At 72.3% G+C, this 20,899-nt stretch carries 18 protein-coding genes; 6 read left to right on the top strand and 12 right to left on the bottom strand.

The genetic code is table 11. The annotated features are described in order from the left end of the window. Positions 1–313: 313 nt before the first annotated feature. Positions 314–1,786 (bottom strand): transcriptional repressor NsdA, encoded by a 1,473-nt coding sequence (gene nsdA, locus K7396_RS10500; RefSeq protein WP_086720045.1) that lies wholly within the window; start codon positions 1,784–1,786, stop codon positions 314–316. A 478-nt stretch (positions 1,787–2,264) separates the two neighbouring features. Here nsdA and K7396_RS10505 point away from each other — a divergent pair, with 478 nt between their 5' ends. Then, entirely contained in the window at positions 2,265–2,933 is a 669-nt protein-coding gene (locus tag K7396_RS10505) for a bifunctional DNA primase/polymerase (protein WP_086720043.1), read from the top strand. Between the two features lie 140 nt (positions 2,934–3,073). Here K7396_RS10505 and ftsY read toward each other — a convergent pair whose 3' ends face one another. Then, positions 3,074–4,303, bottom strand: a complete 1,230-nt coding sequence (gene ftsY / locus K7396_RS10510; RefSeq protein ID WP_086720042.1) for a signal recognition particle-docking protein FtsY — start codon at positions 4,301–4,303, stop codon at positions 3,074–3,076. A gap of 323 nt (positions 4,304–4,626) precedes the next feature. Here ftsY and K7396_RS10515 point away from each other — a divergent pair, with 323 nt between their 5' ends. Together K7396_RS10515 and K7396_RS10520 are read left to right on the top strand one after the other, a co-directional pair. Continuing rightward, positions 4,627–6,108, top strand: coding sequence for a purine-cytosine permease family protein (locus K7396_RS10515; RefSeq protein ID WP_086720040.1), 1,482 nt, complete (start codon positions 4,627–4,629; stop codon positions 6,106–6,108). Positions 6,109–6,202: 94 nt separating this feature from the next. Further along, positions 6,203–7,285 carry an LLM class flavin-dependent oxidoreductase gene (locus tag K7396_RS10520; protein WP_152104849.1) on the top strand — a complete coding sequence of 361 codons (1,083 nt, stop codon included), beginning with the start codon at positions 6,203–6,205 and terminating at the stop codon, positions 7,283–7,285. A gap of 11 nt (positions 7,286–7,296) precedes the next feature. On the opposite strand, the gene K7396_RS10525 is transcribed toward K7396_RS10520, so the two are convergent. Next, positions 7,297–7,713, bottom strand: a complete 417-nt coding sequence (locus K7396_RS10525) for a cupin domain-containing protein (protein WP_086718530.1) — start codon at positions 7,711–7,713, stop codon at positions 7,297–7,299. Between the two features lie 70 nt (positions 7,714–7,783). Here K7396_RS10525 and K7396_RS10530 point away from each other — a divergent pair, with 70 nt between their 5' ends. Then, on the top strand, positions 7,784–8,881 hold the full coding sequence (locus K7396_RS10530; protein ID WP_086718529.1) for a GlxA family transcriptional regulator: 1,098 nt from the start codon (positions 7,784–7,786) through the stop codon (positions 8,879–8,881). Positions 8,882–8,901: 20 nt separating this feature from the next. Here K7396_RS10530 and K7396_RS10535 read toward each other — a convergent pair whose 3' ends face one another. The 4 genes from K7396_RS10535 to K7396_RS10550 all read right to left on the bottom strand — a co-directional run bounded on the left by K7396_RS10535 (position 8,902) and on the right by K7396_RS10550 (position 15,524). Further along, the gene (locus tag K7396_RS10535; protein ID WP_086718528.1) at positions 8,902–10,320 is read right to left on the bottom strand and encodes a sugar porter family MFS transporter; all 1,419 of its coding nucleotides are present in this window, start codon (positions 10,318–10,320) and stop codon (positions 8,902–8,904) included. Positions 10,321–10,632: 312 nt separating this feature from the next. After that, positions 10,633–14,355, bottom strand: coding sequence for a chromosome segregation SMC family protein (locus tag K7396_RS10540; RefSeq protein WP_152104850.1), 3,723 nt, complete (start codon positions 14,353–14,355; stop codon positions 10,633–10,635). 300 nt (positions 14,356–14,655) lie between these two features. After that, positions 14,656–14,859 (bottom strand): hypothetical protein, encoded by a 204-nt coding sequence (locus tag K7396_RS10545; protein ID WP_006602857.1) that lies wholly within the window; start codon positions 14,857–14,859, stop codon positions 14,656–14,658. Positions 14,860–15,242: 383 nt separating this feature from the next. Beyond that, positions 15,243–15,524, bottom strand: a complete 282-nt coding sequence (locus K7396_RS10550; RefSeq protein WP_086720882.1) for an acylphosphatase — start codon at positions 15,522–15,524, stop codon at positions 15,243–15,245. Positions 15,525–15,703: 179 nt separating this feature from the next. Between K7396_RS10550 and K7396_RS10555 the strand changes: the two genes are divergently transcribed. Next, positions 15,704–16,633: a CAP domain-containing protein gene (locus K7396_RS10555; RefSeq protein WP_152104851.1), complete on the top strand. Its 930-nt coding sequence runs from the start codon at positions 15,704–15,706 to the stop codon at positions 16,631–16,633. Positions 16,634–16,776: 143 nt separating this feature from the next. Here K7396_RS10555 and K7396_RS10560 read toward each other — a convergent pair whose 3' ends face one another. After that, a complete protein-coding gene (locus K7396_RS10560; protein ID WP_086719377.1) occupies positions 16,777–17,382 on the bottom strand; it encodes a flavodoxin family protein in 606 nt (201 codons plus the stop codon). Between the two features lie 138 nt (positions 17,383–17,520). On the opposite strand from K7396_RS10560, the gene K7396_RS10565 reads away from it, so the two are divergent. Continuing rightward, complete coding sequence (locus tag K7396_RS10565; RefSeq protein ID WP_086719376.1) at positions 17,521–17,946, top strand: winged helix-turn-helix transcriptional regulator; 426 nt, start codon at positions 17,521–17,523, stop codon at positions 17,944–17,946. Positions 17,947–17,973: 27 nt separating this feature from the next. Here the strand turns inward: K7396_RS10565 and mutM are convergent, their stop codons facing one another. From mutM to K7396_RS10585, 4 genes are all read right to left on the bottom strand, one after another. Continuing rightward, the gene (mutM, locus tag K7396_RS10570; RefSeq protein WP_086719375.1) at positions 17,974–18,900 is read right to left on the bottom strand and encodes a bifunctional DNA-formamidopyrimidine glycosylase/DNA-(apurinic or apyrimidinic site) lyase; all 927 of its coding nucleotides are present in this window, start codon (positions 18,898–18,900) and stop codon (positions 17,974–17,976) included. A 265-nt stretch (positions 18,901–19,165) separates the two neighbouring features. Next, complete coding sequence (gene rnc / locus K7396_RS10575; RefSeq protein ID WP_086719374.1) at positions 19,166–19,984, bottom strand: ribonuclease III; 819 nt, start codon at positions 19,982–19,984, stop codon at positions 19,166–19,168. Between the two features lie 19 nt (positions 19,985–20,003). Beyond that, complete coding sequence (rpmF, locus tag K7396_RS10580; RefSeq protein WP_003951102.1) at positions 20,004–20,177, bottom strand: 50S ribosomal protein L32; 174 nt, start codon at positions 20,175–20,177, stop codon at positions 20,004–20,006. Between the two features lie 2 nt (positions 20,178–20,179). Continuing rightward, positions 20,180–20,776 carry a YceD family protein gene (locus tag K7396_RS10585; protein ID WP_223659853.1) on the bottom strand — a complete coding sequence of 199 codons (597 nt, stop codon included), beginning with the start codon at positions 20,774–20,776 and terminating at the stop codon, positions 20,180–20,182. Between the last annotated feature and the right edge of the window lie 123 nt (positions 20,777–20,899).

A 20,899-nucleotide genomic window follows, 5' to 3' on the forward strand; every position in this document is an offset into this window, starting at 1 on the left:
CGGCCAAACCTTGCGGGTGTTTCCCCCCAGTGACGAAGACGCCCTCCGTGTTACGCCACGGTGAACTCCGAGCTCAGCCCACCATCACCCGTTCAACCCACCGAAACCCCCACAGCCACCCCAACCACCGCAACCACCAATTGAGCAACCCCCACCCCGCCCAGCCCCCTCCGCGAAAGCGGCGCCGGCTCAGGCGCAAAGGGGAGCGCAAAGAACAGCCCGACCGCGGCTGCCGCCCGCGTGACCTGGCATGGGGGAGCCGAGTCGGGCTGTACGGGGCGGCGGCCGCGGCCGGAGTCGAGGGGGCGTGCCGTCAGACGGCCGCCGCTGATTCGGGGAGCTGGCGGGTGAGCTCGTCGCCGAGCCGGATCACGTCGGCGACACCGCCGAATTCCCGCGCCGCGGTGTCGACGGTCTTGCGCAGCCGGGTGTTGACCCGTTCGGAGCGGACCTGCCGGGCGAACGGGATCGCCTGCTGGGCCATCGCGGCGCAGGCTTCCGGTTCCTTCTGCAGCAGGTGCACGGTGGCCATCCCGATGAGGTTGAGGGCGTACGAGCGCTGGTGCTCGGGGTCCTGGCCGAACAGTTCCACGGCGCGCTCCATGACGGGCGCGGCCAGCGAGGCGTAGGTGGGGCTGCGCCCGGCGACGTAGGCGAGGTCGCGGTAGGAGTGGGCGTTCTCGGCGTTCAGCTCGGCCTCGGAGAAGAAGCGGATCCAGTCCGGTTCGGGCTCGCCGGGCACCGCGTCGGAGAAGGTGTCCTCGGCCATCCGGACGGCCCGCTTGACCTTGCTGGGCTGGCCCATGCCGGCGTAGGCGCGGGCCTCCATCGCATACAACATGGCCTGGGTGCGGGGGGTGGCCGTCTCGCGGCTGCCGTACTGGGCGAGGTGGATGAGTTCCAGTGCGTCGTCGGGCCGGCCGAGGTGGATCATCTGCCGGCTCATGCTGGAGAGGATGTACGAGCCCAGGGGCCGGTCGCCGGCCTCCTTGGAGGCGTGCAGGGCCAGCACGAAGTACTTCTGCGCGGTGGGCTGCAGCCCGATGTCGTAGCTCATCCAGCCGGCGAGTTCGGCGAGTTCGGCGGCGACCTTGAACAGCCGCTTGGAGACCGCCTCCGGCTGCGGCTCCTGGAGGAGGTCGGTGACCTCGTGGAGCTGGCCGACCACCGCCTTGCGCCGCAGCCCGCCGCCGCACTGGGCGTCCCACTGGCGGAACATCGCGGTCGTCGACTCCAGGAGGTCCAGCTCCGGCTTGGACAGCCGGGCGGGCCGCCGGGCGCGGTCGGGCTCCGGCGCGCCGCCCTGGCCCGCGGGCACCGGCACCAGCCAGCGCTGCATCGGCTCGATGAGGCTGGGGCCGGCGGCGAGGGCGAGCGAGGTGCCGAGGAAGCCGCGGCGCGCCAGCATCAGGTCGCTGCGCGAGAACTCGCTGATGAGGCTGACGGTCTGGGCCCCGGCCCAGGGCAGGTCCACACCGGAGACGGACGGGGACTGGTGGGCGGAGCGCAGCCCCAGCTCCTCGATGCCGACCACGCAGCCGAAGCGCTCGGAGAACAGCTCGGACAGGATCCGCGGGATGGGCTCGCGCGGCTGCTCGCCGTCGAGCCAGCGGCGCACCCGGGAGGTGTCGGTGCTGATGTGGTGCGCGCCCATCTGGCGGGCCCGGCGGTTGACCTGCCGCGCCAGCTCCCCCTTGGACCAGCCGCTGCGCATGAACCACGAACCCAGCTGTGCGTTGGGTTGTTTGGCGGCGTCGGTGCCGCCACTGCCGCCGTTGCCGCCCACTGGAAGCCCCTCCCTATACCTGTCCTGATGCCTGGTGCGTACTGCGAACCGCCCACGGCCTGCCGCCTGTTGCGACGCCTGTCCGGGGTACATCTACCCGACCACGGATTCCGGCCACACCTTTTGGCCTGTGCACACCGGTGCGTTGCCACCGGCATACCCGTGCGAACGATGCCCCTTCGGAGTTCGTGCACCGAAAGTAATCCTACGATCACGCCTCACGCGAGGCCGATTGCGGAAACGCCACCATTCGCCACCCCTTCGTATGAACTCCCCGACAGGCTCTCGCGATTGACTTGACACAGGTCGAGCACGGCCGGGCGGAGCGAAGCGCGCAAGGGATCGCGAGGCGCGGCGCACCACCCGGCACACCACGTCACACCACCGGCGACGCGGGCCGGCGACGGAGCGTGAAGGGCAGCATGTCGTCAACCCGCCGACACGTAACCACTGGCACGCACCACCCGTTGGAGGGGGCATGGGCTTCACGATCGGCGGCATCCGAGAGATCCGTTCCAGCTCCCGGCGCCGCGCCCGCTCGACCGACATCGCGGCGGTGGCGGAGTACACCGGGCTGTGGGGCTGGGACGTCGTCCCCGGCGCCCGCGCGGTGCGGGCCGGCAGCGGCCGTACGGACTGCTCGTGCGGCGCCGCCGACTGCCCCTCCCCCGGCGCCCATCCGCTGGCCTTCGCCGCCGAGCTGACGGCCGGGGCCGGCTGGGAGACGGCCGCGGCGGCCTGGGCGGAGACGCCGGGCGCGGCGCTCCTGCTGCCGGTGGGCCGGTCGTTCGACATCCTCGACGTGCCGGAGGCGGCGGGCCGCAACGCCCTGGGGCGCCTGGAGCGGATGGGACTGCCGCTCGGCCCGGCCGCGGTGACCCCGACCGGCCGCGCGCTGTTCTTCGTCGCCCCCGGCGCGGCCAAGGAACTCCCCGACCTGCTCTACCGGATGGGCTGGGACGACGCCGCGCTCGACCTGCGTTCCCTGGGCCCCGGCGACCACATCACCGCGCCGCCCTCCGACCTCGGCGGCCACGGCCCGATGCGCTGGCTGCGCCCGCCGACGCCGGCCACCACGGACCGGCCGCCGCAGGCGCGGCTGGTGGTGGGCACCCTGGCGTACGTGTGCCACCGCGCGGTGGCGTGACGCCCGGCGGCACCCGCCCGTACGGCGCGCGGGCGCCCGGGAGACCCCGGCGTCCCGGGCCACGACGTCGGCCCCCGGTACCCGCCGCGTGCGGGTCCGGGGGCCGATGACGGTCCGGGCGCGGGGCCCTGGCCGCGCCGTCAGTCGATCAGGGCGTCGACGAAGGCCTCCGGCTCGAACGGCGCCAGGTCGTCCGCGCCCTCGCCCAGGCCGATGAGCTTGACGGGGACGCCGAGTTCCCGCTGGACGGCGATGATGATGCCGCCCTTGGCGGTGCCGTCGAGCTTGGTGAGCACCACGCCGGTGATGTCCACGACCTCGGCGAACACCCGGGCCTGGACCAGGCCGTTCTGGCCGGTGGTGGCGTCCAGGACGAGCAGCACCTCGCCGACCGGGCCGTGCTTCTCGACGACCCGCTTCACCTTGCCGAGCTCGTCCATCAGGCCGGTCTTGGTGTGCAGCCGGCCCGCGGTGTCGATCAGCACGACGTCGGCGGACTCGGCGATGCCCTCCTTGACCGCGTCGAAGGCGATCGAGGCCGGGTCGCCGCCCTCGGGGCCGCGGACCGTACGGGCACCGACCCGCTCGCCCCACGTCTGCAGCTGGTCGGCGGCGGCGGCGCGGAAGGTGTCGGCGGCGCCGAGGACCACGGACTTGCCGTCGGCGACCAGGACCCGGGCGAGCTTGCCGGTGGTGGTGGTCTTGCCGGTGCCGTTGACGCCGACGACCATGACGACGCCGGGGATCTCGTCGCCGCCGTTGCCGATGCCGTTGGCGGTGTGCACGGTGCGGTCGGCGTCCGTGCCGATGAGGGCGAGGAGCTCCTCGCGCAGCAGCGCGCGCAGGTCCTCGGGGGTACGGGTGCCGAGGACCTTGACCCGCTCGCGCAGCCGCTCGACGAGTTCCTGGGTGGGGGCGACGCCGACGTCGGCGGTCAGCAGGGTGTCCTCGATCTCCTCCCAGGTGTCCTCGTCGAGGTGTTCGCGGGAGAGCAGGGTCAGCAGGCCCTTGCCCAGGGCGTTCTGGGAACGGGAGAGCCGGGCGCGCAGCCGGACCAGCCGGCCGGCGGTGGGCTCGGGTACCTCGATCTCGGGCGCGGCGGGCGCCTTGGGCTCCGCGGCCGGTGCCTCGGCCACGGGGGCCTCGGCGGTGGGCAGCGTGACTTCTTCGATGGTGCGACGCTCTTCGTCGCGCGGGGTCTCGGCCTCCTCCCCGACATGCGGTTCGGCGGGCGGCGCGGTGACGGAGGTCTCGGGGGCGGCCGGCGGGGGCGGCGGCAGCTGCTTCTTTTTGCGTCCGCTGACGACGAGCCCGCTGATCGCGCCGAGCACGACCACGGCGATGACTACGGCAAGGATGACGGTTTCCATAACCCCTCCAGTATCAGCCACGGCCCGCCCGTGGGGACCGCACGCGCCGAACCCGGACGAGGGGCGGCCCACAGCGGGCGCGGGGCCGCGGGCGGGCCGGGCGAGGGGGTCCGGCTGGACCCTTCGACGAAGCTGGGTGACACTCGTACTCGTCGTGGAGTCCAACGGCGCACATCGCCACAAGTTGGATCAAAGTACGATGGTCGGGGCCGCGCAACGCGCGTAGAGTCCTGGCAGCCAAAATGCGGCCAGGCACCACAGCCGTTGCCTGCACCTCCTCCCCCGGGGGTGCCTCCAGATCCCCGCACGGAGATACCTGCACCATGGGCACCACGTCCGCTTCCCCGCCCGAGACCGACGGCGCCGTCGAGACCCGCGGCATCGAGCCCGTTCCCGATCACGAACGTCACGGCCGGGTCCGCGAGCTCTTCCCGACCTGGGTCGCCGCCAACATCAGCGTGTTGTTGCTCACCATGGGCGCCTCGCTCGTGGTCAACAACGGGCTGAACTTCTGGCAGGTCCTGCTGGTGGCCGCGATCGCCGCGGCCGTCGCCTTCGGCATGGTGGGCGTGCTGTCGGTCTCCGGGAAGTGGGGCGGCGCCCCCGGCGCGATGCTCTCCCGGGCGGCCTTCGGCGTCCGCGGCAACTACTTCCCCGGCGCGATCCTGTGGGTCGCCCGCTTCGGCTGGGAAACGATCAACGCGGTCACCGGCGCGTACGCGGTGCTGACCGTGCTGCATCTGCTGCTGGGCATCGAGAGCAACAACGTCCTGGTCGTGGTCACCCTGCTCGCGTTCGTGGCCGTCACCTACCTGGTGAGCGGCCTGGGCCGCAAGGCGCTCAACGTCTGCAACAAGTACTCGACGTATCTGTTCGGCCTGTTCAGCATCATGGTGCTGGTCTACCTGGTCGCCACGATGGACTGGGACGCCATCTTCGCCAAGAAGGCCGGCACCACCGCCATGGTGATCGCGGGCGTCGGCACCATCGCGGCCGGCGGCATCAGCTGGGTGCCGACGGGCCCCGACTTCGCGCGCTACCTCCCGCACTCCGCGTCCGGCAGGAAGATCGTCGGCACCACCGTCTCCGGTGCGGCCCTGGTGCTGCTGCCGATGGTGCTGATGGGCGGCGTGATGGCCGTCTCGAACCCGAAGCTGGCCGGCCAGAACACCGACCCGATGTCGTTCCTCGGCACCATCCTGCCGTCCTGGCTCGCGGTGCCGTACCTGATCACCGCGCTGGTCGGCATGGTGCTGATCAACAGCCTGTCGATGTACTCCGCGGGCTTCACCGCCCAGACCATGGGCGTCAAGCTGCCGCGTGCCCTCGCGGTCAGCATCAACGCCGTCATCAGCCTGGTCGGCGGCCTGTTCATGATGCTGGTGGCGAAGGACTTCATCGGCCAGTTCATCGCCTTCCTGACGCTGCTCGCGGTCTCCTTCTCCGCCTGGATCGGCGTCTACGGCGTCGACATGGCCCGGCGGCGCAAGCTGGCGGTGCGCTACGACGCCGACAGCCTGATGAACACCGGCCGCACCAGCCGCTACTGGTACACCGGCGGCTTCTGCTGGCAGGCCATGACGGCCTGGGCGGTCGCGCTCGGCGCGGGCCTGTGCTTCACCAAGGTCCAGTGGTTCACCGGCCCGCTGGCCACCACCTGGATCGGCGAGAACGGCCTGGGCTGGGCGGCCACGATCACGATCGCCGCGCTCGTCTTCGCCGTCCTGCCCGCTCCCCGGGAATCCGCCCCCGCGGCGGGCGACGGCGAAGCGGCCGAGGCCCGGGAGTCCGTCACGGCGGCCTGACCCGGCCCGGCCCCGCCGGGCACCCCCTGGTGATCTGACGCAACGTCAGCTACCGTCCCCTTCGCCAACCGCCCTGGCGAAGGGGACGTTTGCCATGCCCGCGCTGCCCGCCCACCCGTCACCCGGCCACCGCACCACCACCGGGCCCTCCCCCAGCCCCGGCGACAAGGAGGCCCCCGCCGCGCCGGCCGGCTGCCTCTCGGTCCTGCGCATCAACCTCGCCGATCCCGCGCCCACGCCCGCCACGCAGTCCGCACGCCACCGGGCCGCCGTCGAGATGGCCGCGTTCGCCGACGACCGCGGCCTCACCATGGTCCAGACCGAGGAGCACCACGCCACCACCAACGGCTGGATGCCCTCCCCGCTCACCTTCGCCGGCGCGGTCTTCGGCGCCACCCGCCGCATCGGCGTCACCGTCTCCGCGCTGATCACCCCGCTGCACGACCCGCTCCGGCTGGCCGAGGACCTCGCCTCGCTCGACCTCCTCAGCGGCGGGCGGCTGGTCACCGTCGCCGGCCTCGGCTACCGGCCCGAGGAGTACGCGGCGCACGGCAAGGACTGGCGGGGCCGCGGCGCGCTCCAGGACGAGGTGCTGGAGACCCTGCTGTCCGCCTGGACCGGCGAGCCCTTCACCTACCGGGGGCGCACGGTCCAGGTCACCCCGCGCCCGTACACCCGCCCGCACCCGCCGCTGCTGATCGGCGGCAGCTCACGCGCCGCGGCCCGGCGCGCGGCCCGCCTGGGGCTCCCCCTCTTCCCCAGCGCCCACCTCCCCGAGCTGGAGACCTACTACCACGAGCAGCGCGCCGTCTTCGGCACCGAGGGCTGGGTGATGCAGCCGCCCGAGCGGACCTCGCTCCTCCACCTCTCCGAGGACCCGGACCGCACCTGGGCCGCGTACGGCGGCCATCTGCTGCACGAGGCCCGGATGTACGCCTCCTGGCAGTCCGCGGGCACCCGCTCCGCGGTCCGCTCGACCGCCCGGGACACCGGAGAACTCCGCGCGGAGGGCGTCTACCGCATCGTCACCCCCGACGAGTGCCTCCGCCTCGCCCGGGAGAAAGGCGGGCCCGGGGCCCTCATCCTGCACCCGCTGTGCGGCGGAATGCCCGTCGACGAGGGCTGGCGCTCGCTGCACCTGTTCACCGAACGGGTGCTGCCCCGCCTGGAGGGGTGAACGGGCGGCGGTCAGCCCTCCGGGTAGAAGACGAACAGGGTGCAGCCCACTGCCGACTGCGGTACGTGCCAGGAGCCGGCCGGCGCATGGAGGAAGGACCCGGCCGGATGCTCCCGGTCACCGTCGTGGAAGGTGCCCGAGACCACGAAGACCTCCTCGGGCCCCGGTGCGTGCACATCGACGCCGTCCCAGCGGCTGCCCGCGTCCATCTCCAGCACCTGGGCCTTCGCCCCGTCGGCACCGGTCCACAGCGGCCTGATCCGGATGCCGGGGAACAGCTCCCGGACCGGGGCGTCGTCCACCGTCGTCCACACATAGCCCGCGGTCCCGCCCACTCCGGGGGCGTCCCGTTCCCGTCCCGTCCCCTGCGCGCCCCCGGCCACGGCGGGGCCGCCTGCCGTCCTGGCGGTCGTCTCCGTTTCGCTCATGCCTCCACCCTCGCCGACGGCGGGACACGCACCCAGTGTCAGAAATGACGTCCTGAGGTACTTTCCTGCCATGGCACGAGCGCCGCGAGACACCCCGCAGCCGGACTCCGTGCATCGTGTGGTGGCGCTGGTGCGCCCGCCCCAGTCGGTCTTCGAACTCGGCTGCGCCGCCGAGGTCTTCGGCACCCGGCGCCCCGGCCTGCCCGCGCTCTACGACTTCCGGGTGTGCACGCCGCAGCCCGGCCCCGTACCGACGACGGCGGGCTACGACATGCTGGTGCCCCGCGGCCTGCCGGCGCTGGAGAGCGCGGACACCGTCGTCGTCCCCGGCTGGACACCCGCCGGTGAGCCGCTCGCACCCGCCGTGCGCACGGCACTTCGCCGGGCGCACGCCCGGGGGGCGCGGCTGGTCGCCATCTGTTCCGGTGCCTTCGCCCTGGCGCAGACCGGGCTGCTGGACGGCCGCCGGGCGACCACCCACTGGAACCTGTCGGCCGCTCTCGCCGAGTGTTTCCCCCGCGTCGAGGTGGACCCCGCGGTGCTGTACATCGACCACGGCGACCTGGCGACCAGCGCCGGTGCGGCGGCCGGTGTGGACCTCTGTCTGCATCTCGTACGCCGGGACCACGGCGCGGCCCATGCCGCACGGATCGCCCGCCACATGGTCATGCCGCCGCACCGCGAAGGGGGCCAGGCCCAGTACGCGCCCCCGCCGGGGGACCGCGCCGACCCGGCACCGGGCATGGAGCAGTCGTTGGCCCCGCTGCTGGAGTGGGTGGCCGGGCGGCTGTCCGAGCCGGTCTCCGTCGAGGACATGGCCGGGCGGCTGGGAATCTCCCCGCGCACCCTCGCCCGCCGGTTCGCCGACCAGCTCGGCACCAGTCCGGGCCAGTGGCTGCTGAGCCGCCGTCTCACCGCCGCCCGGGCCCTGCTGGAGGAGAGCGATCTGCCCGTCGAGGCGGTCGCCCTGCGTGTCGGCCTGTCGTCGGCGACCAACTTCCGCCGGCGCTTCCAGCGGGCGCTGCACACCACACCGGCCGCGTACCGGCGGGCGTTCCGTACGGCGGGAAGCCCGGCCCGCGACGGCGCCCGAGCCCCCGCCGTCCCCGGCACGAAAAACGGGTACTGCCCGGGGTCCCTGTCGACCCGGGGCAGTACCCAGTACTGAGGAGAAGGACTGGCGGGGGGTTAGCCCATCTCCTCCAACGCCTTGCCCTTCGTCTCCTTCACGAACTTGAGCACGAAGGGGATCGAGAGCAGGGCGAAGACCGCGTAGATGACGTACGTGCCCGAGAGGTTCCAGTCGGACAGGCTCGGGAAGCTGGCCGTGATGGCCCAGTTGGCGATCCACTGCGCCGAGGCGGCGACGCCGAGCGCGGCGGCGCGGATCTTGTTCGGGAACATCTCGCCGAGGAAGACCCAGACCACGACGCCCCAGGAGAGGGCGAAGAAGAGCACGAAGACGTGGGCGGCGATCAGTGCCACGGTGCCCTCGGTGGCGGGCAGGGTGCCGGCCGCGGTCTTGGAGGCGAACGCCCAGGCCTCCGCCGCGAGGGCGAGGGCCATACCGGCCGAGCCGATGAGCGCCAGCGGGCGGCGGCCGATCCGGTCGACGAAGATCATCGCGACCACGGTGCCGATGATGTTGATGATCGACGTCGTGAAGCTGTAGAAGAACGAGCTGCTCGGGTCGATGCCGACGGACTGCCACAGCGCCGAGGAGTAGTAGAAGGCGACGTTGATGCCGACCAGCTGCTGGAAGACCGACAGGCCGATGCCGACCCAGACGATCGGCAGGAAGCCGAACCTGCTGCCGAGCAGGTCCTTGAACTTCGGCTTCTCCTCGCGGCGCATGGCGTCCTGGATCTCGGTGACGCGCTTGTCGAGGTCCACGGTCTTGCCCTCGACCTCGGCGAGCACCTCCTGGGCGCGGGAGATCTTGCCGACGGAGATCAGGTAGCGCGGCGACTCGGGGATCGCGAAGGAGAGCAGGCCGTACAGGGCGGCCGGGACGACCATCACGCCGAGCATCCACTGCCAGGCCTCCAGGCCGGCGACGACGCCGCGCTGGTTGCCGTTGGCGAGGTTGAGGATGCCCCAGTTGACGAGCTGGGAGATCGCGATGCCGACGACGATCGCGGCCTGCTGGAACGAGCCGAGGCGGCCCCGGTAGGCGGACGGCGAGACCTCGGCGATGTAGGCCGGGCCGATGACCGAGGCCATACCGATCGCGAACCCGCCGACGATGCGCCAGAGGGCCAGGTCCCACAGGGCGAACGGCAGGGCGGAGCCGATGGCGCTGGCGACGAACAGCACCGAGGCGATCTGCATCACGCGGATGCGGCCTATGCGGTCCGCGATCCGGCCCGCGGTGGCCGCTCCGACGGCGCAGCCGATCAGCGCGATGGCGATCACCTGGGCGAGGACTGCGGATCCGACGTCGTAGCGGCTGCGGATCGCCTCGACGGCGCCATTGATGACGGCACTGTCGTAACCGAAGAGGAAGCCGCCCATCGCGGCAGCCGCGGTGATGAAGATGACATGGCCGAGATGGTCGGGGTGGGCCTTGCGGCCTTCCGATCCCGTCGGCTGCGCGGTGCTGGTCAACGTGAACTCCAGTGGCCCGGCTGCGCTGCCGGGTTAGGGGGCTGGCCCTACAAGTGGTGCATAGGTTGGGGGTACCCACCACTTGAAGGTAAAAGCAACGTTGCAGAGACTATGCCTTCAAGTTTCGAAGTCAATAGGCCGGAATGAAATTGTTTCTCGGCCGACCTTGGGTCCTTTCGTTCAAGTTCTGAACTGACGCAGCGTCGGACACTCCGAGCGATCACCCAGGGCGCCGACGCGGCCACCAAATCCATCCATGTCGACAGAAAACGCCCCGCACTCAGGCCGCTTGCGCGCCTGCCGCGCCCGCCGTCAGTGCAGCCGCTGACTGATCACCTTGGATACGCCGTCACCCTGCATCGATACCCCGTAAAGGGCGTCGGCGACCTCCATCGTCCGCTTCTGATGGGTGATCACGATCAGCTGGGAGCTCTCCTGGAGTTCTTCCATGATCCGGATCAGCCGCTGCAGATTGGTGTCGTCCAGCGCGGCCTCCACCTCGTCCATGACATAGAACGGACTGGGCCGCGCCTTGAAGATCGACACCAGCAGCGCCACCGCGGTCAGCGACCGCTCACCGCCCGACAGCAGCGACAGCCGCTTGACCTTCTTCCCGGGCGGCCGCGCCTCCACGTCCACGCCGGTCGCCAGCATGTCGTCCGGGTCGGTCAGCACCAGCCGTCCCTCGCCACCCGGGAAGAGCCGCGCGAAGACGCCCTCGAACTCGCGTGCGGTGTCGTGGTACGCCTCGGTGAAGACCTGCTCCACCCGCTCGTCGACCTCCTTGACCACCTGCATCAGGTCGGCACGGGTCTTCTTCAAGTCTTCAAGCTGCTCGCTCAGGAACTGGTGCCGCTCCTCCAGTGCGGCGAATTCCTCCAGCGCCAGCGGATTCACCTTCCCGAGCTGCTGGTACGCCCGCTCGGCCGCCCTGAGCCGCTTCTCCTGATCGGTCCGCACATAGGGCACCGGCTGGTTGCGCGGGTGCTCCGGGTCCTCCGGGAGCACCTCACCGTCGGCGGCCGGCGACGGCGGGACGAGCTGCTCGGGGCCGTACTCGGACATCAGCCCGGCCGGCTCCACCCCCAGCTCCTCCAGCGCCCTGGTCTCCAGCTGCTCGATCCGCAGCCGCTTCTCCGCGCCCAGCACCTCGCCGCGGTGCATCGAGTCGGTCAGCTTGTCCAGCTCGGACTTGAGGTCCCGGGCCTGGCTGCGCTCGGCCACCAGCGCCGCCTCCCGCTCGGCCTTCGCCCGCTCCGCCGCGCCCCGCTCCTCCTCGGCCCGTACCGCCGACACCTCGACATGCGCCAGCAGCTGGCGGCCACCGGCGGCGACCGCCCCGGCCACCTCCGCCTCGCGCCGCAGCCGCGCCCGCCGCCGCTCGGCCCGCACCCGCGCCTCGCGTTCGGCGCGCGCCCCCCGGTCCAGCGCGTCCGCCCGCCCGGCGAGCGCCTTCACCCGCTCCTCGTGCGTGCGCGCCTGGAGCCGGGCCTCCATCTCGGTCTGCCGCGCGTTGGCGCCGTCGGCGGCCAGCCGGTCCCGTACGGCCGTGTCGGGCTCCTCGTCGCCGCCGCCCGGCTCCTCCTCGGCGACCGCGAGGCGCTCGGCCAGCTCCTCGGCCTCCTCGGTGGCCCGCGCGAGCGCCTCCTCGGCCCTGGCCGCCGCCGCGTCCGACCGCTCGGCCTCCCCCGCGGCCGCCCGCGCCTGCCCGCCGAGCCGTCCCAGATCTCCGGCGACCTGGGACTTCTCCCGGTCCGCCGCCCGCCGCCGCTCGGCCAGCTCCTCCACCAGCGCGGCACACTCGGCACGCCGCCCGGCCGCGGCCTGCTGCTCCTCGGCCAGCTTCTCGCAGCGCGCCGCCAGGTCCTCCAGCTCGGCGGCGGCCTCGTCGACGGACGCCTGCACCTCCAGCAGGGTGGGCGCACCGGCGGAGCCGCCGTGCGCGAAGTGTGTCCCGAGCAGATCGCCGTCGCCGGTGACCGCCGTCAGCTCCGGCCGTGCGGCCACCAGCTCCTCGGCGTCCTCCAGCGTCCCGACCACCACGACGTCCCGCAGCAGCCGGGCCACGGCGGCCGTCAACTCCGCGGGTCCTCCGACCAGTTCCGCCGCCGGGACGGCCCCGGACCAGGGCCCGGGCACCCGGGGCGCGGCGCCCCCGACGGCGCCCGGCACCCCGGCCGCGTCGTCCCCCGCCGACACCCGGACGGCGGCCACAGCGGCCTCCGAGGCCCCGATGACCTCCCCGGCCTCCACCGTCGCTTCGGACTCCACCGCCCGCGCGGGCGCGGGCACCCGCCCCGTACCCGTCCGGCTCCCGCCTCCCCCCAGCACCATCGCCGCCCGCCCCGCGTCCTGGGTGCGCAGCAGCCGGATGGCCTCGGCGGCGGCGCCCGGCCCGGTGACGGCCAGGGCGTCCGCGGCCACGCCGAGGGCGGCCGCCACCGGGATCTCGAATCCGGGGGTGACGGTCAGCAGTTCCGCCGCCGGGCCGAGCAGGCCGGTGAGCCGGTCCGCGGCGGCCAGCAGCGCGCCGGTACCGTCCTTGCGGCGCAGCCCGAGGGCCAGCGCGTCGTGCCGGGCGGCGGTCGCGGCCCGCTCCCGCTCGGCCCAGGTCAGCGCCTCGCGCGCGGCGGACAGCGCGGCCTCGGCCTCCGCCAGCTCGCTGCGGGCCGCCTCGTGCCGCTCGGCGGCCTCCTCATCGTCCGCGTCCAGCCCGTCGACCTCGGCCTTGAGCTGCTCGTACTCCTCCTGGGCGGCTGCCGCCCGCCGCCGGGCGTCGTCCCTGGCCTCGGCCAGCCGGCCGATCTCCGCCTGCGCCGAGGCGGCCCGGCCGCGGGCGGCGGTGACCTGTCCGCTCAGCCGGGCCAGGCCCTCGCGGCGGTCGGCGATGGCCCGGGCCGCGTCCCGCAGCCGCCGTTCCTCGTCCGCCAACTGCCGCTCCAGTCCGGCACGGTGTTCGACGGTGTCCTCCAGCGCCCGGCTCGCCGCCTCCAGCGCCGCCGTCAACTCCGCTTCCTGCTCGCGGATCCGGGCGGCCTCGCGCTCCATGTCCTCGGGGTCGCGCCCGTGCCGCTCCTCCGGCGGGGCCGCCGAGGCGCTCTTGACCCGCGCCTCGGCCAGCGAGATCGTGCCGCGCACCCGCTCGGCGAGCTGGGAGAGCTCGTGCCAGGTCTGCTGGGCGCGCTGCACCCGCGGCGTCAGGGTGCGCACCTCCTCCTCCAGCGCCGCCTCGTGCTGCTGTGCGGTGCGCAGCCGGGCCTCGGCGGCTTCCTTGCGTTCCTTCAGCGCCGCCTCGTCCGCGATCTCGGCCGCCAGCGCCCGGCGCAGGGTGACGAGGTCGTCGGCGAGCAGCCGCAGCCGGGCGTCACGCAGGTCCGCCTGGATGACGGCGGCGCGCCGGGCGACCGCGGCCTGCCGCCCCAGCGGCTTGAGCTGGCGCCGCAGCTCATCGGTCAGATCCTGGACGCGGGCGAGGTTGGCCTTCATCGCGTCCAGCTTCCGCAGTGCCTTCTCCTTGCGCTTGCGGTGCTTGAGGACGCCGGCCGCCTCCTCGATGAAGGCCCGGCGGCCCATCGGGTCGGCGTGCAGCACGGAGTCGAGCTGGCCCTGCCCGACGATGACGTGCATCTCCCGGCCGATACCGGAATCGGAGAGCAGTTCCTGGATGTCCAGCAGCCGGCAGGTGTCGCCGTTGATCTGGTACTCGCTGCCGCCGTTGCGGAACATGATCCGGGTGAGGGTGACTTCGGCGTACTCGATCGGCAGGGCGCCGTCGGAGTTGTCGACGGTGAGCGAGACCTCGGCCCGGCCGAGCGGCGGCCGCCCGGTCGTCCCGGCGAAGATGACGTCCTCCATCTTGCCGCCGCGCAGCGACTTGGCTCCCTGCTCGCCCATGACCCAGGACAGCGCGTCCACCACGTTGGACTTGCCGGAGCCGTTCGGGCCCACGACGCAGGTGATGCCCGGCTCGAACCGGAGTGTCGTGGCGGAGGCGAAGGACTTGAAACCTCGCAGGGTCAGACTCTTGAGATGCACGCCGTTGGACTCTACCGGCCGCCCCTCGGGGGACGATCCCAACATTCCGGCGCCGCTCTCCCGCCCCGTACGGCCCCCGGGTGTACCGCGCCGTTCATTTTCGGTTTCATCGCCGAAAGCGCAGGGCACATCATGCGGTAAGGGAGGGGCGGCACGGCTGAAGTGGCCGTATGGTCCGAAAAGGCCGGAGCGCGAATAAGCCGGAAACGACGAAGGGACGCCGAAGCGTCCCTTGCAGATCTTGAAGAGAGCGGTGCCTCAAGCGGCTGGCGAGCAGCTCTACCGGCCCTGAGGTCGGGGTCAGGTGAGCGCGGGCTCCGCCTGGGGTACGTCGATGTCGAGCATCGAGTCGTCGCGACGTGCGGCAGCGGACAGCATGTCGTTTTCGGCCTGCATCCGGATAAGTTCGGATTCAAGGTCTTGGACGCGCTGCTGAAGCCGTCGCATCTCGGAGAGGACTCGGGGGTCGGAGCCGCCGACGTAACCGAGAAGCGCCTTTGCCATGATGGATGGTCCTCCACAATGAGTGACCGACCGAAGCGGTGTGGGTCGTGAGGGATTCGCACCCGCGGTGCTTGTCATTCTCTGGTGTACTCAATGCCAAACAGCTAAGGTGCGCGGGGATTCCAGAGTCTCACCAAACGGTTTGACGGTCAACACGATCACGCCCCGTATCCTCGGGCACCTGAGAGTGCGCGGCCGCGAGGGCGCTGCGCCGACTCCCCAGAAAGGTCCCGCGGGGGCGTGGAGATCATCCGTACAGCGGCAGCCTTGCACGGGTCGGCCGAGTTGGCAACCACCAGGGGTTATCTCCTGTGAGCAGGTGACAAGGACGCCTCCGCAAGATCGCCTGTGACGGCCGTACGGACGGGTTCCGGCGGGCCCGCTCAGCGGATCTCGAAGCCGTCGTAACCCCCGCGGGGCGTGGCCCATATCTCAGCGACTCCGTCGACCCGCCCGGGCGTGTCCCCGGTCCGGAGCCACTCCAGCAGCGCATCGCAGCGGTCCTTCGGCCCCTCGGCGACCACCTGGACGCGGCCGTCGCCGAGATTGACCGCGAATCCCGCGAGTTCACCGATGCGAAGGGCGTTGGCCCGAGTGAACCAACGGAAGCCCACACCTTGGACCTGACCACGCACCCAGGCGGTCACACGGACATCTTCGTTCATGTGTGCACGTTAACTGTCCAATTGCTCAACGGTCACTTCTGCCCCTGGCGTCATGGCGTACAGTCCCCCGACAAGCGAGGCTCACTCTTATGAGTGAACCGTCTTGACGCTCAAGAAGCTCTGCGGCGGTAGCCGCTCCGGTGAAGCCGGTGCCTGCACCGGTGGAAGGAAGACAGCGGATGGGCCGCCATCGACGCTCTGCTCCCCCAGCCCCCGATGCCCCCGGCACGGGGCCTGTTGACGCACCGGCAGCCGCACGGCCCGGCGCACCGGCCGGGACGAAGCGCCACGGACGCCGTGCGGCCCCGGGCCGCGGCAGGGTGCCCGTACGCACCGGACTGCTCGGCGCCTCCGCGGTGGTGGCGATGGGAGCCGTCGCGGTCGCCTCCGGTCTGATCCCCGGTCACGGCCGGTTCGACGGGGGGACCGACGGCGACCAGGGGGACCGGGTACGCGCGGGCGCGCTGCCGGAGGCCACCGAGCCGCTGGGCGGCACGTCGGCGTCCGCCTCCGACCGCGCCACGGAGCAGGCGAGCCGTGGCGGCGGCCGTTCCGCGGCCCCCCGCGCCGGCCGCCCCTCCTCCCCCACCACCCCCTCGACGTCCCCTTCCCCCCACCGGACGTCCTCCGCCGCCGGAAAGAGCGAGGCGCGCCGGTCCACCGAGCCTTCCGGCCGGCCGTCCTCGGCGGCGCCCCTGCGGAGCGCGGCCCCGTCGAAGGCCCCCGACACCCAGTCGTCCGCCGAGGGGCAGGTGCTGTCCCTGGTCAACCAGGAGCGCGACCGGGCCGGCTGCTCGCCCGTCACGGCGGACAAGGAACTGGGGGGTCTCGCACAACAGTTCAGCGACGACATGGCCCGGCGCGGCTTCTTCGACCACACCGACCCGGACGGGGACACGCCCTGGGACCGTGCCCGGGACGCGGGCATCGACGACCTGGGCGGCGAGAACATAGCCCGCGGCCAGGCCACCGCCCAGGCCGTCATGGACTCCTGGATGAAGAGCCCCGGCCACCGCGCCAACATCCTCAACTGCGAGTACAGGACCCTCGGCGTCGGCGCCCACGTCGGGCCGGGCGGGCCGTGGTGGACGCAGGACTTCGGCTTCTAGGCAGGAGGGCCCGGCCGGGGCGGTGCCCCGGAGACCTGAGACGCCCGCGCCGCACCGTGTCGGATCACGGTGCGGCGCGGGCGTCTCGCATGCGGGGCGCGGAACCCTCGTGGCACGGGACAGCGAGCCCCCGCACGCGCCGGTCAGGCGGCGAGGGCGGCGCGGCCCGCGGCGTAGAGGCGGGCCTGTTCGGCGATGCGGCGTCCGAGGTGCTCGGCGGTGGCGATGTCGGCCTTGTGGACACCCTCGGGGCCCTGGTCGTTGTCGGACTGGGCCGCGGCCCCGAGGAAGAAGCCGAGCCGGTTGAGGTCGTTCTCCGAGGACGTGGAGGAGTTCCAGCCGGGGAGCAGGTTGAGGCTGACCCAGTTCATGCCGTGCTGGGCGGCGAGCACCGTGAAGAACTGCAGGGTGTGCAGCTTGTCCCCGCTCTTGGAGGCGGAGTTGGTGAAGCCGGCCGCGAGCTTGTCCTGCCAGGCACGGGTCGCCCAGCGCTTGGCGGTGGCCTCGGCGAAGGTGTGGAAGGCGCCGGAGGCGGTCCCCATGTAGGTCGGCGAGCCGAACACGATCGCGTCGGAGGCGTCGAGCAGCTCCCACTGGGCTTCGGTGATCTCGTCGACCTTGATCAGGTGGACGGTGGCACCCGCCCCGGCGGCAGCGGCGCGGACGGCCTCGGCCAGTACGGCGGTGTGGCCGAAGCCGGAGTGGTACGCGAGCGAGACGACGGGGGCGGGGAGGGCAGGGCTGGTCACGGCGGTTTCTCCTCGGATCACGGCAGCCCGGGACGTTCGGTGCCCGGGAGCGCCTGGCGGCGACGAGAGAAAGAGAAGCACTAACTTTTGGAAAGCGCAACCTTATAGTTAGCGCTGTGTGCGAGTTATGGTTGCCCCATGGCGACCGAGACCACTGCCGAACCGGCCGAGGAGCCCCCCTCCGGCTGTACGGACGATCTGGCCTTCGACGTTTTCGCGCGCGACTGCCCGTCCCGCGACGCCCTCAAGCACGTCACCGACCGATGGGGCAGCCTGACGCTGGGCGCACTCCTCGACGGCACCTTCCGCTTCAACGAACTGCGGCGCCGGGTGACGGGTGTGAGCGAGAAGATGCTGGCCCAGACCCTGCACGCGCTGGAGCGCGACGGACTCGTCCACCGCGAGGCACAGCAGACCAACCCGCCCCGGGTGGACTACGCGCTCACGCCGCTGGGCCACCAGGTCGCCGGGCAGCTGCAGCAGCTGATCGCGCTGGTGGAGGACCGGATGCCGCAGGTGCTCGCGGCCCGGGAACGCTATGACGCCCGGCACGCCGCCGGATGAGCCGGCGCCCGCGCCGGCCTGCCGCGCTCAGGCGCGCGGCGGCCGCTGGCAGCGGGGGCAGAAGTAGCTGGAGCGGTTCATCCAGGGACGGCGGCGGATCGGGGTGCCGCAGCGGCGGCAGGGCTCGTCCTCACGGCCGTAGGCGTCCAGGGACCGGTCGAAGTAGCCGGACTCGCCGTTGACGTTGACGTACAGGCTGTCGAAGCTGGTGCCGCCGACGGCGAGCGCGGCATCCATCACGTCCCGTACGTGGCCGAGGAGTTCGGCGGTGCGCGGGCGGGTGAAGCCGGCGGTCGGCCGCTCGTAGTGGATCTTGCTGCGCCACAGCGCCTCGTCGGCGTAGATGTTGCCGACGCCGCTGATCAGCGTCTGGTCCAGCAGCGCCCGCTTGATGGTGGTGCGGCGGCGGCGCAGCGCGTCATGGAAGGCGGCGTCGTCGAAGGCGTCGTCGAGCGGGTCGCGGGCGATGTGCGCGATCACGTCGGGGAGGTGGTCGGCGTCGCCGGGAACGGTGTCGTGCAGCGAGAGGCCGCCGAAGGTGCGCTGGTCGACGAAGCGGAGTTCGGTGCCCAGGGCGTCGTCGAAGCCGATCCTGATCCGCAGGTGCTTCTCGTCCGGGGCGTCCTGCGGCTGGACCAGCAGCTGGCCGCTCATCCCGAGGTGGGCGAGGATCGCCAGCCCGTGGGTGACGGACGGCGTGACCCTGGGGGCGAGGCCCTCGGCGGCGGTCTGCGCGGCCGGTCCCCCGCCGGTCACCGGGAGCCAGAGGTATTTGCCGCGCCGGCGGGCGGCGCCGAGCCGCAGCCCCGTGAGCCGTGCCGCGAAGTCGGCCGCGCCGGCCGTGTGCCGGCGGATCGCGCGCGGGTGCCGCACCTCGACCTCGGCGATGGTGCGTCCGCTGACCCAGCGCTCCAGTCCCCGGCGTACGACCTCGACCTCGGGCAGCTCGGGCACGGGACTCCTCGGGACGGCGGGAAGGGCGGCGGGGAACGACAGCCGCAGCGTACCTCTCCCCTCCGGGGGCCCGGCGGCCCGCCCGGTGCCTCGCAAGCGGTTCACGGAACGGCAGGCAACCCCCGTTGAGGCCGGCCGAGTTGGCCGACGGCCGGCGGGCGTCACCGGTGACCACGGCAGGCCCTGCCCGGAACAAGAAGGACCCCCGCCGCGCCGGAGCGCGACGGGGGTACGGGCACCGCGCCACGGGGGCGCGGGTGTACGGCTAGCCGGCGGTGCCGTCCTCGGCGGGCCGGGCGGCCTGGGCCGCCTTCTCCGCCTCGGCGGCCTTGGCCGCCTCGTCCGCGGCGGCACGGATCTCCCGCCACGCGGACTCGGCCGCCTGCTGCTCGGCTTCCTTCTTGCTGCGGCCGGTGCCGGTGCCGTACGAGACACCACCGACGCGGGCGGCAGCAGTAAAGGTCTTCTCGTGGTCCGGACCGGTCTCGGTGACCAGGTACTCCGGAACGCCGAGACCCTCGGTCGCGGTGAGTTCCTGGAGGCTGGTCTTCCAGTCCAGGCCCGCGCCCAGGCTGGAGGACTTCTCGATGAGCGGGTCGAAGAGCCGGTGCACCAGCTCGCCGGCCGCGTCGAGGCCCTGGTCGAGATAGACCGCGCCGATCACCGCTTCGAGGGTGTCGGCGAGGATGGATGCCTTGTCCCGGCCGCCCGTGCCCTCTTCGCCCCGTCCGAGGCGGATGAAGGCGCCGAGGTCGAGGCCGCGGCCCACCTCGGCAAGCGCACGCGAGTTGACCACCGCGGCCCGGAGCTTGGCCAGCTGGCCCTCGGGAAGATCGGGGTGGATGCGGTACAGCGTGTCGGTGACCACCAGGCCGAGCACCGAATCCCCGAGGAATTCGAGCCGCTCGTTGGTGGGCAGACCGCCGTTCTCGTATGCGTACGAGCGGTGCGTCAGCGCACGCACCAGAAGGGCGGACTCGAGCTTGTACCCGAGCCGCCCTTCCAGAAGCGTGTGGGACGAGGCCGTGTCCGCCGGAGTCGGTTCATCCCCGCGTTTGCGGGAAGTCGAATTGGCGTCTGACATGAAGCCTGTCACCAGCCGCTCAGACCTCGAGGACCTGGCGCTTGTTGTAGGTGCCGCAGCTCGGGCACGCGATGTGCTGCTGCTTCGGCTCGTGGCAGCGCTCGCACGCCACCAGGGTGGGGACCGCAGCCTTCCACTGCGACCGGCGGTGGCGCGTGTTGCTGCGCGACATCTTCCGCTTCGGAACAGCCACGGCTACTTCTCCTGCTTCTCGTCGACGCCCGCTTCGGCGCCGCCCATGTTGTCCTTCTCGCCGTCCTTGACGGTCCCGGCGAGTCCCTGCAGTGCCGCCCAACGGATGTCGACGGCGTCGTGGTGGTGGTCCGGGTCGTCCGCCAGCCGCACTCCGCAGTCGGAGCACAGGCCCGGGCAGTCGTCCTGGCACACCGGCTGCATCGGCAGTGCAAGCACCACCGCGTCACGCAGCACGGGTTCGAGGTCGAACAGGTCGTCCTCGAGGAAGAGGGTGTCCTCCTCGTCCTCGGCGTCGTCGTCGGCGTCCTCATGGACCCTGGCGTCGGCGTCGGGGTAGGCGAACATCTCCTGGAAGTCCGCTTCGAGCTCACGCTCCAGCGGCTCCAGACACCTTACGCACTCCCCTGTGACGGTTGCACGGCCGGTGCCTGTGACAAGCACCCCGTCCATGACCGACTCCAGGCGGAGGTCGAGCTCGATCGGGGCGCCCTCGGTCACACCGATGACCTCGTTGCCGAGGTCCCGGGGGGCCTCGACGGAGCGGGAGACCCTCTTGAGCGCACCGGGACGCCGGCCCAGCTCGCGTGTGTCGAACACGAGAGGGGAACGGTGGTCGAGGCGGGCGTTGATGGCTTCCTGCTTTCTACGGGGTTTTCCGTGCCGTCCGCATTCCTGCGGTACAGGATCCGGGCAGCAGTGATCGCGGAGATACGCGCGACC

This window comes from Streptomyces angustmyceticus (genome assembly GCF_019933235.1).
In the GTDB taxonomy this organism is placed as follows: Bacteria; Actinomycetota; Actinomycetes; order Streptomycetales; family Streptomycetaceae; genus Streptomyces; species Streptomyces angustmyceticus.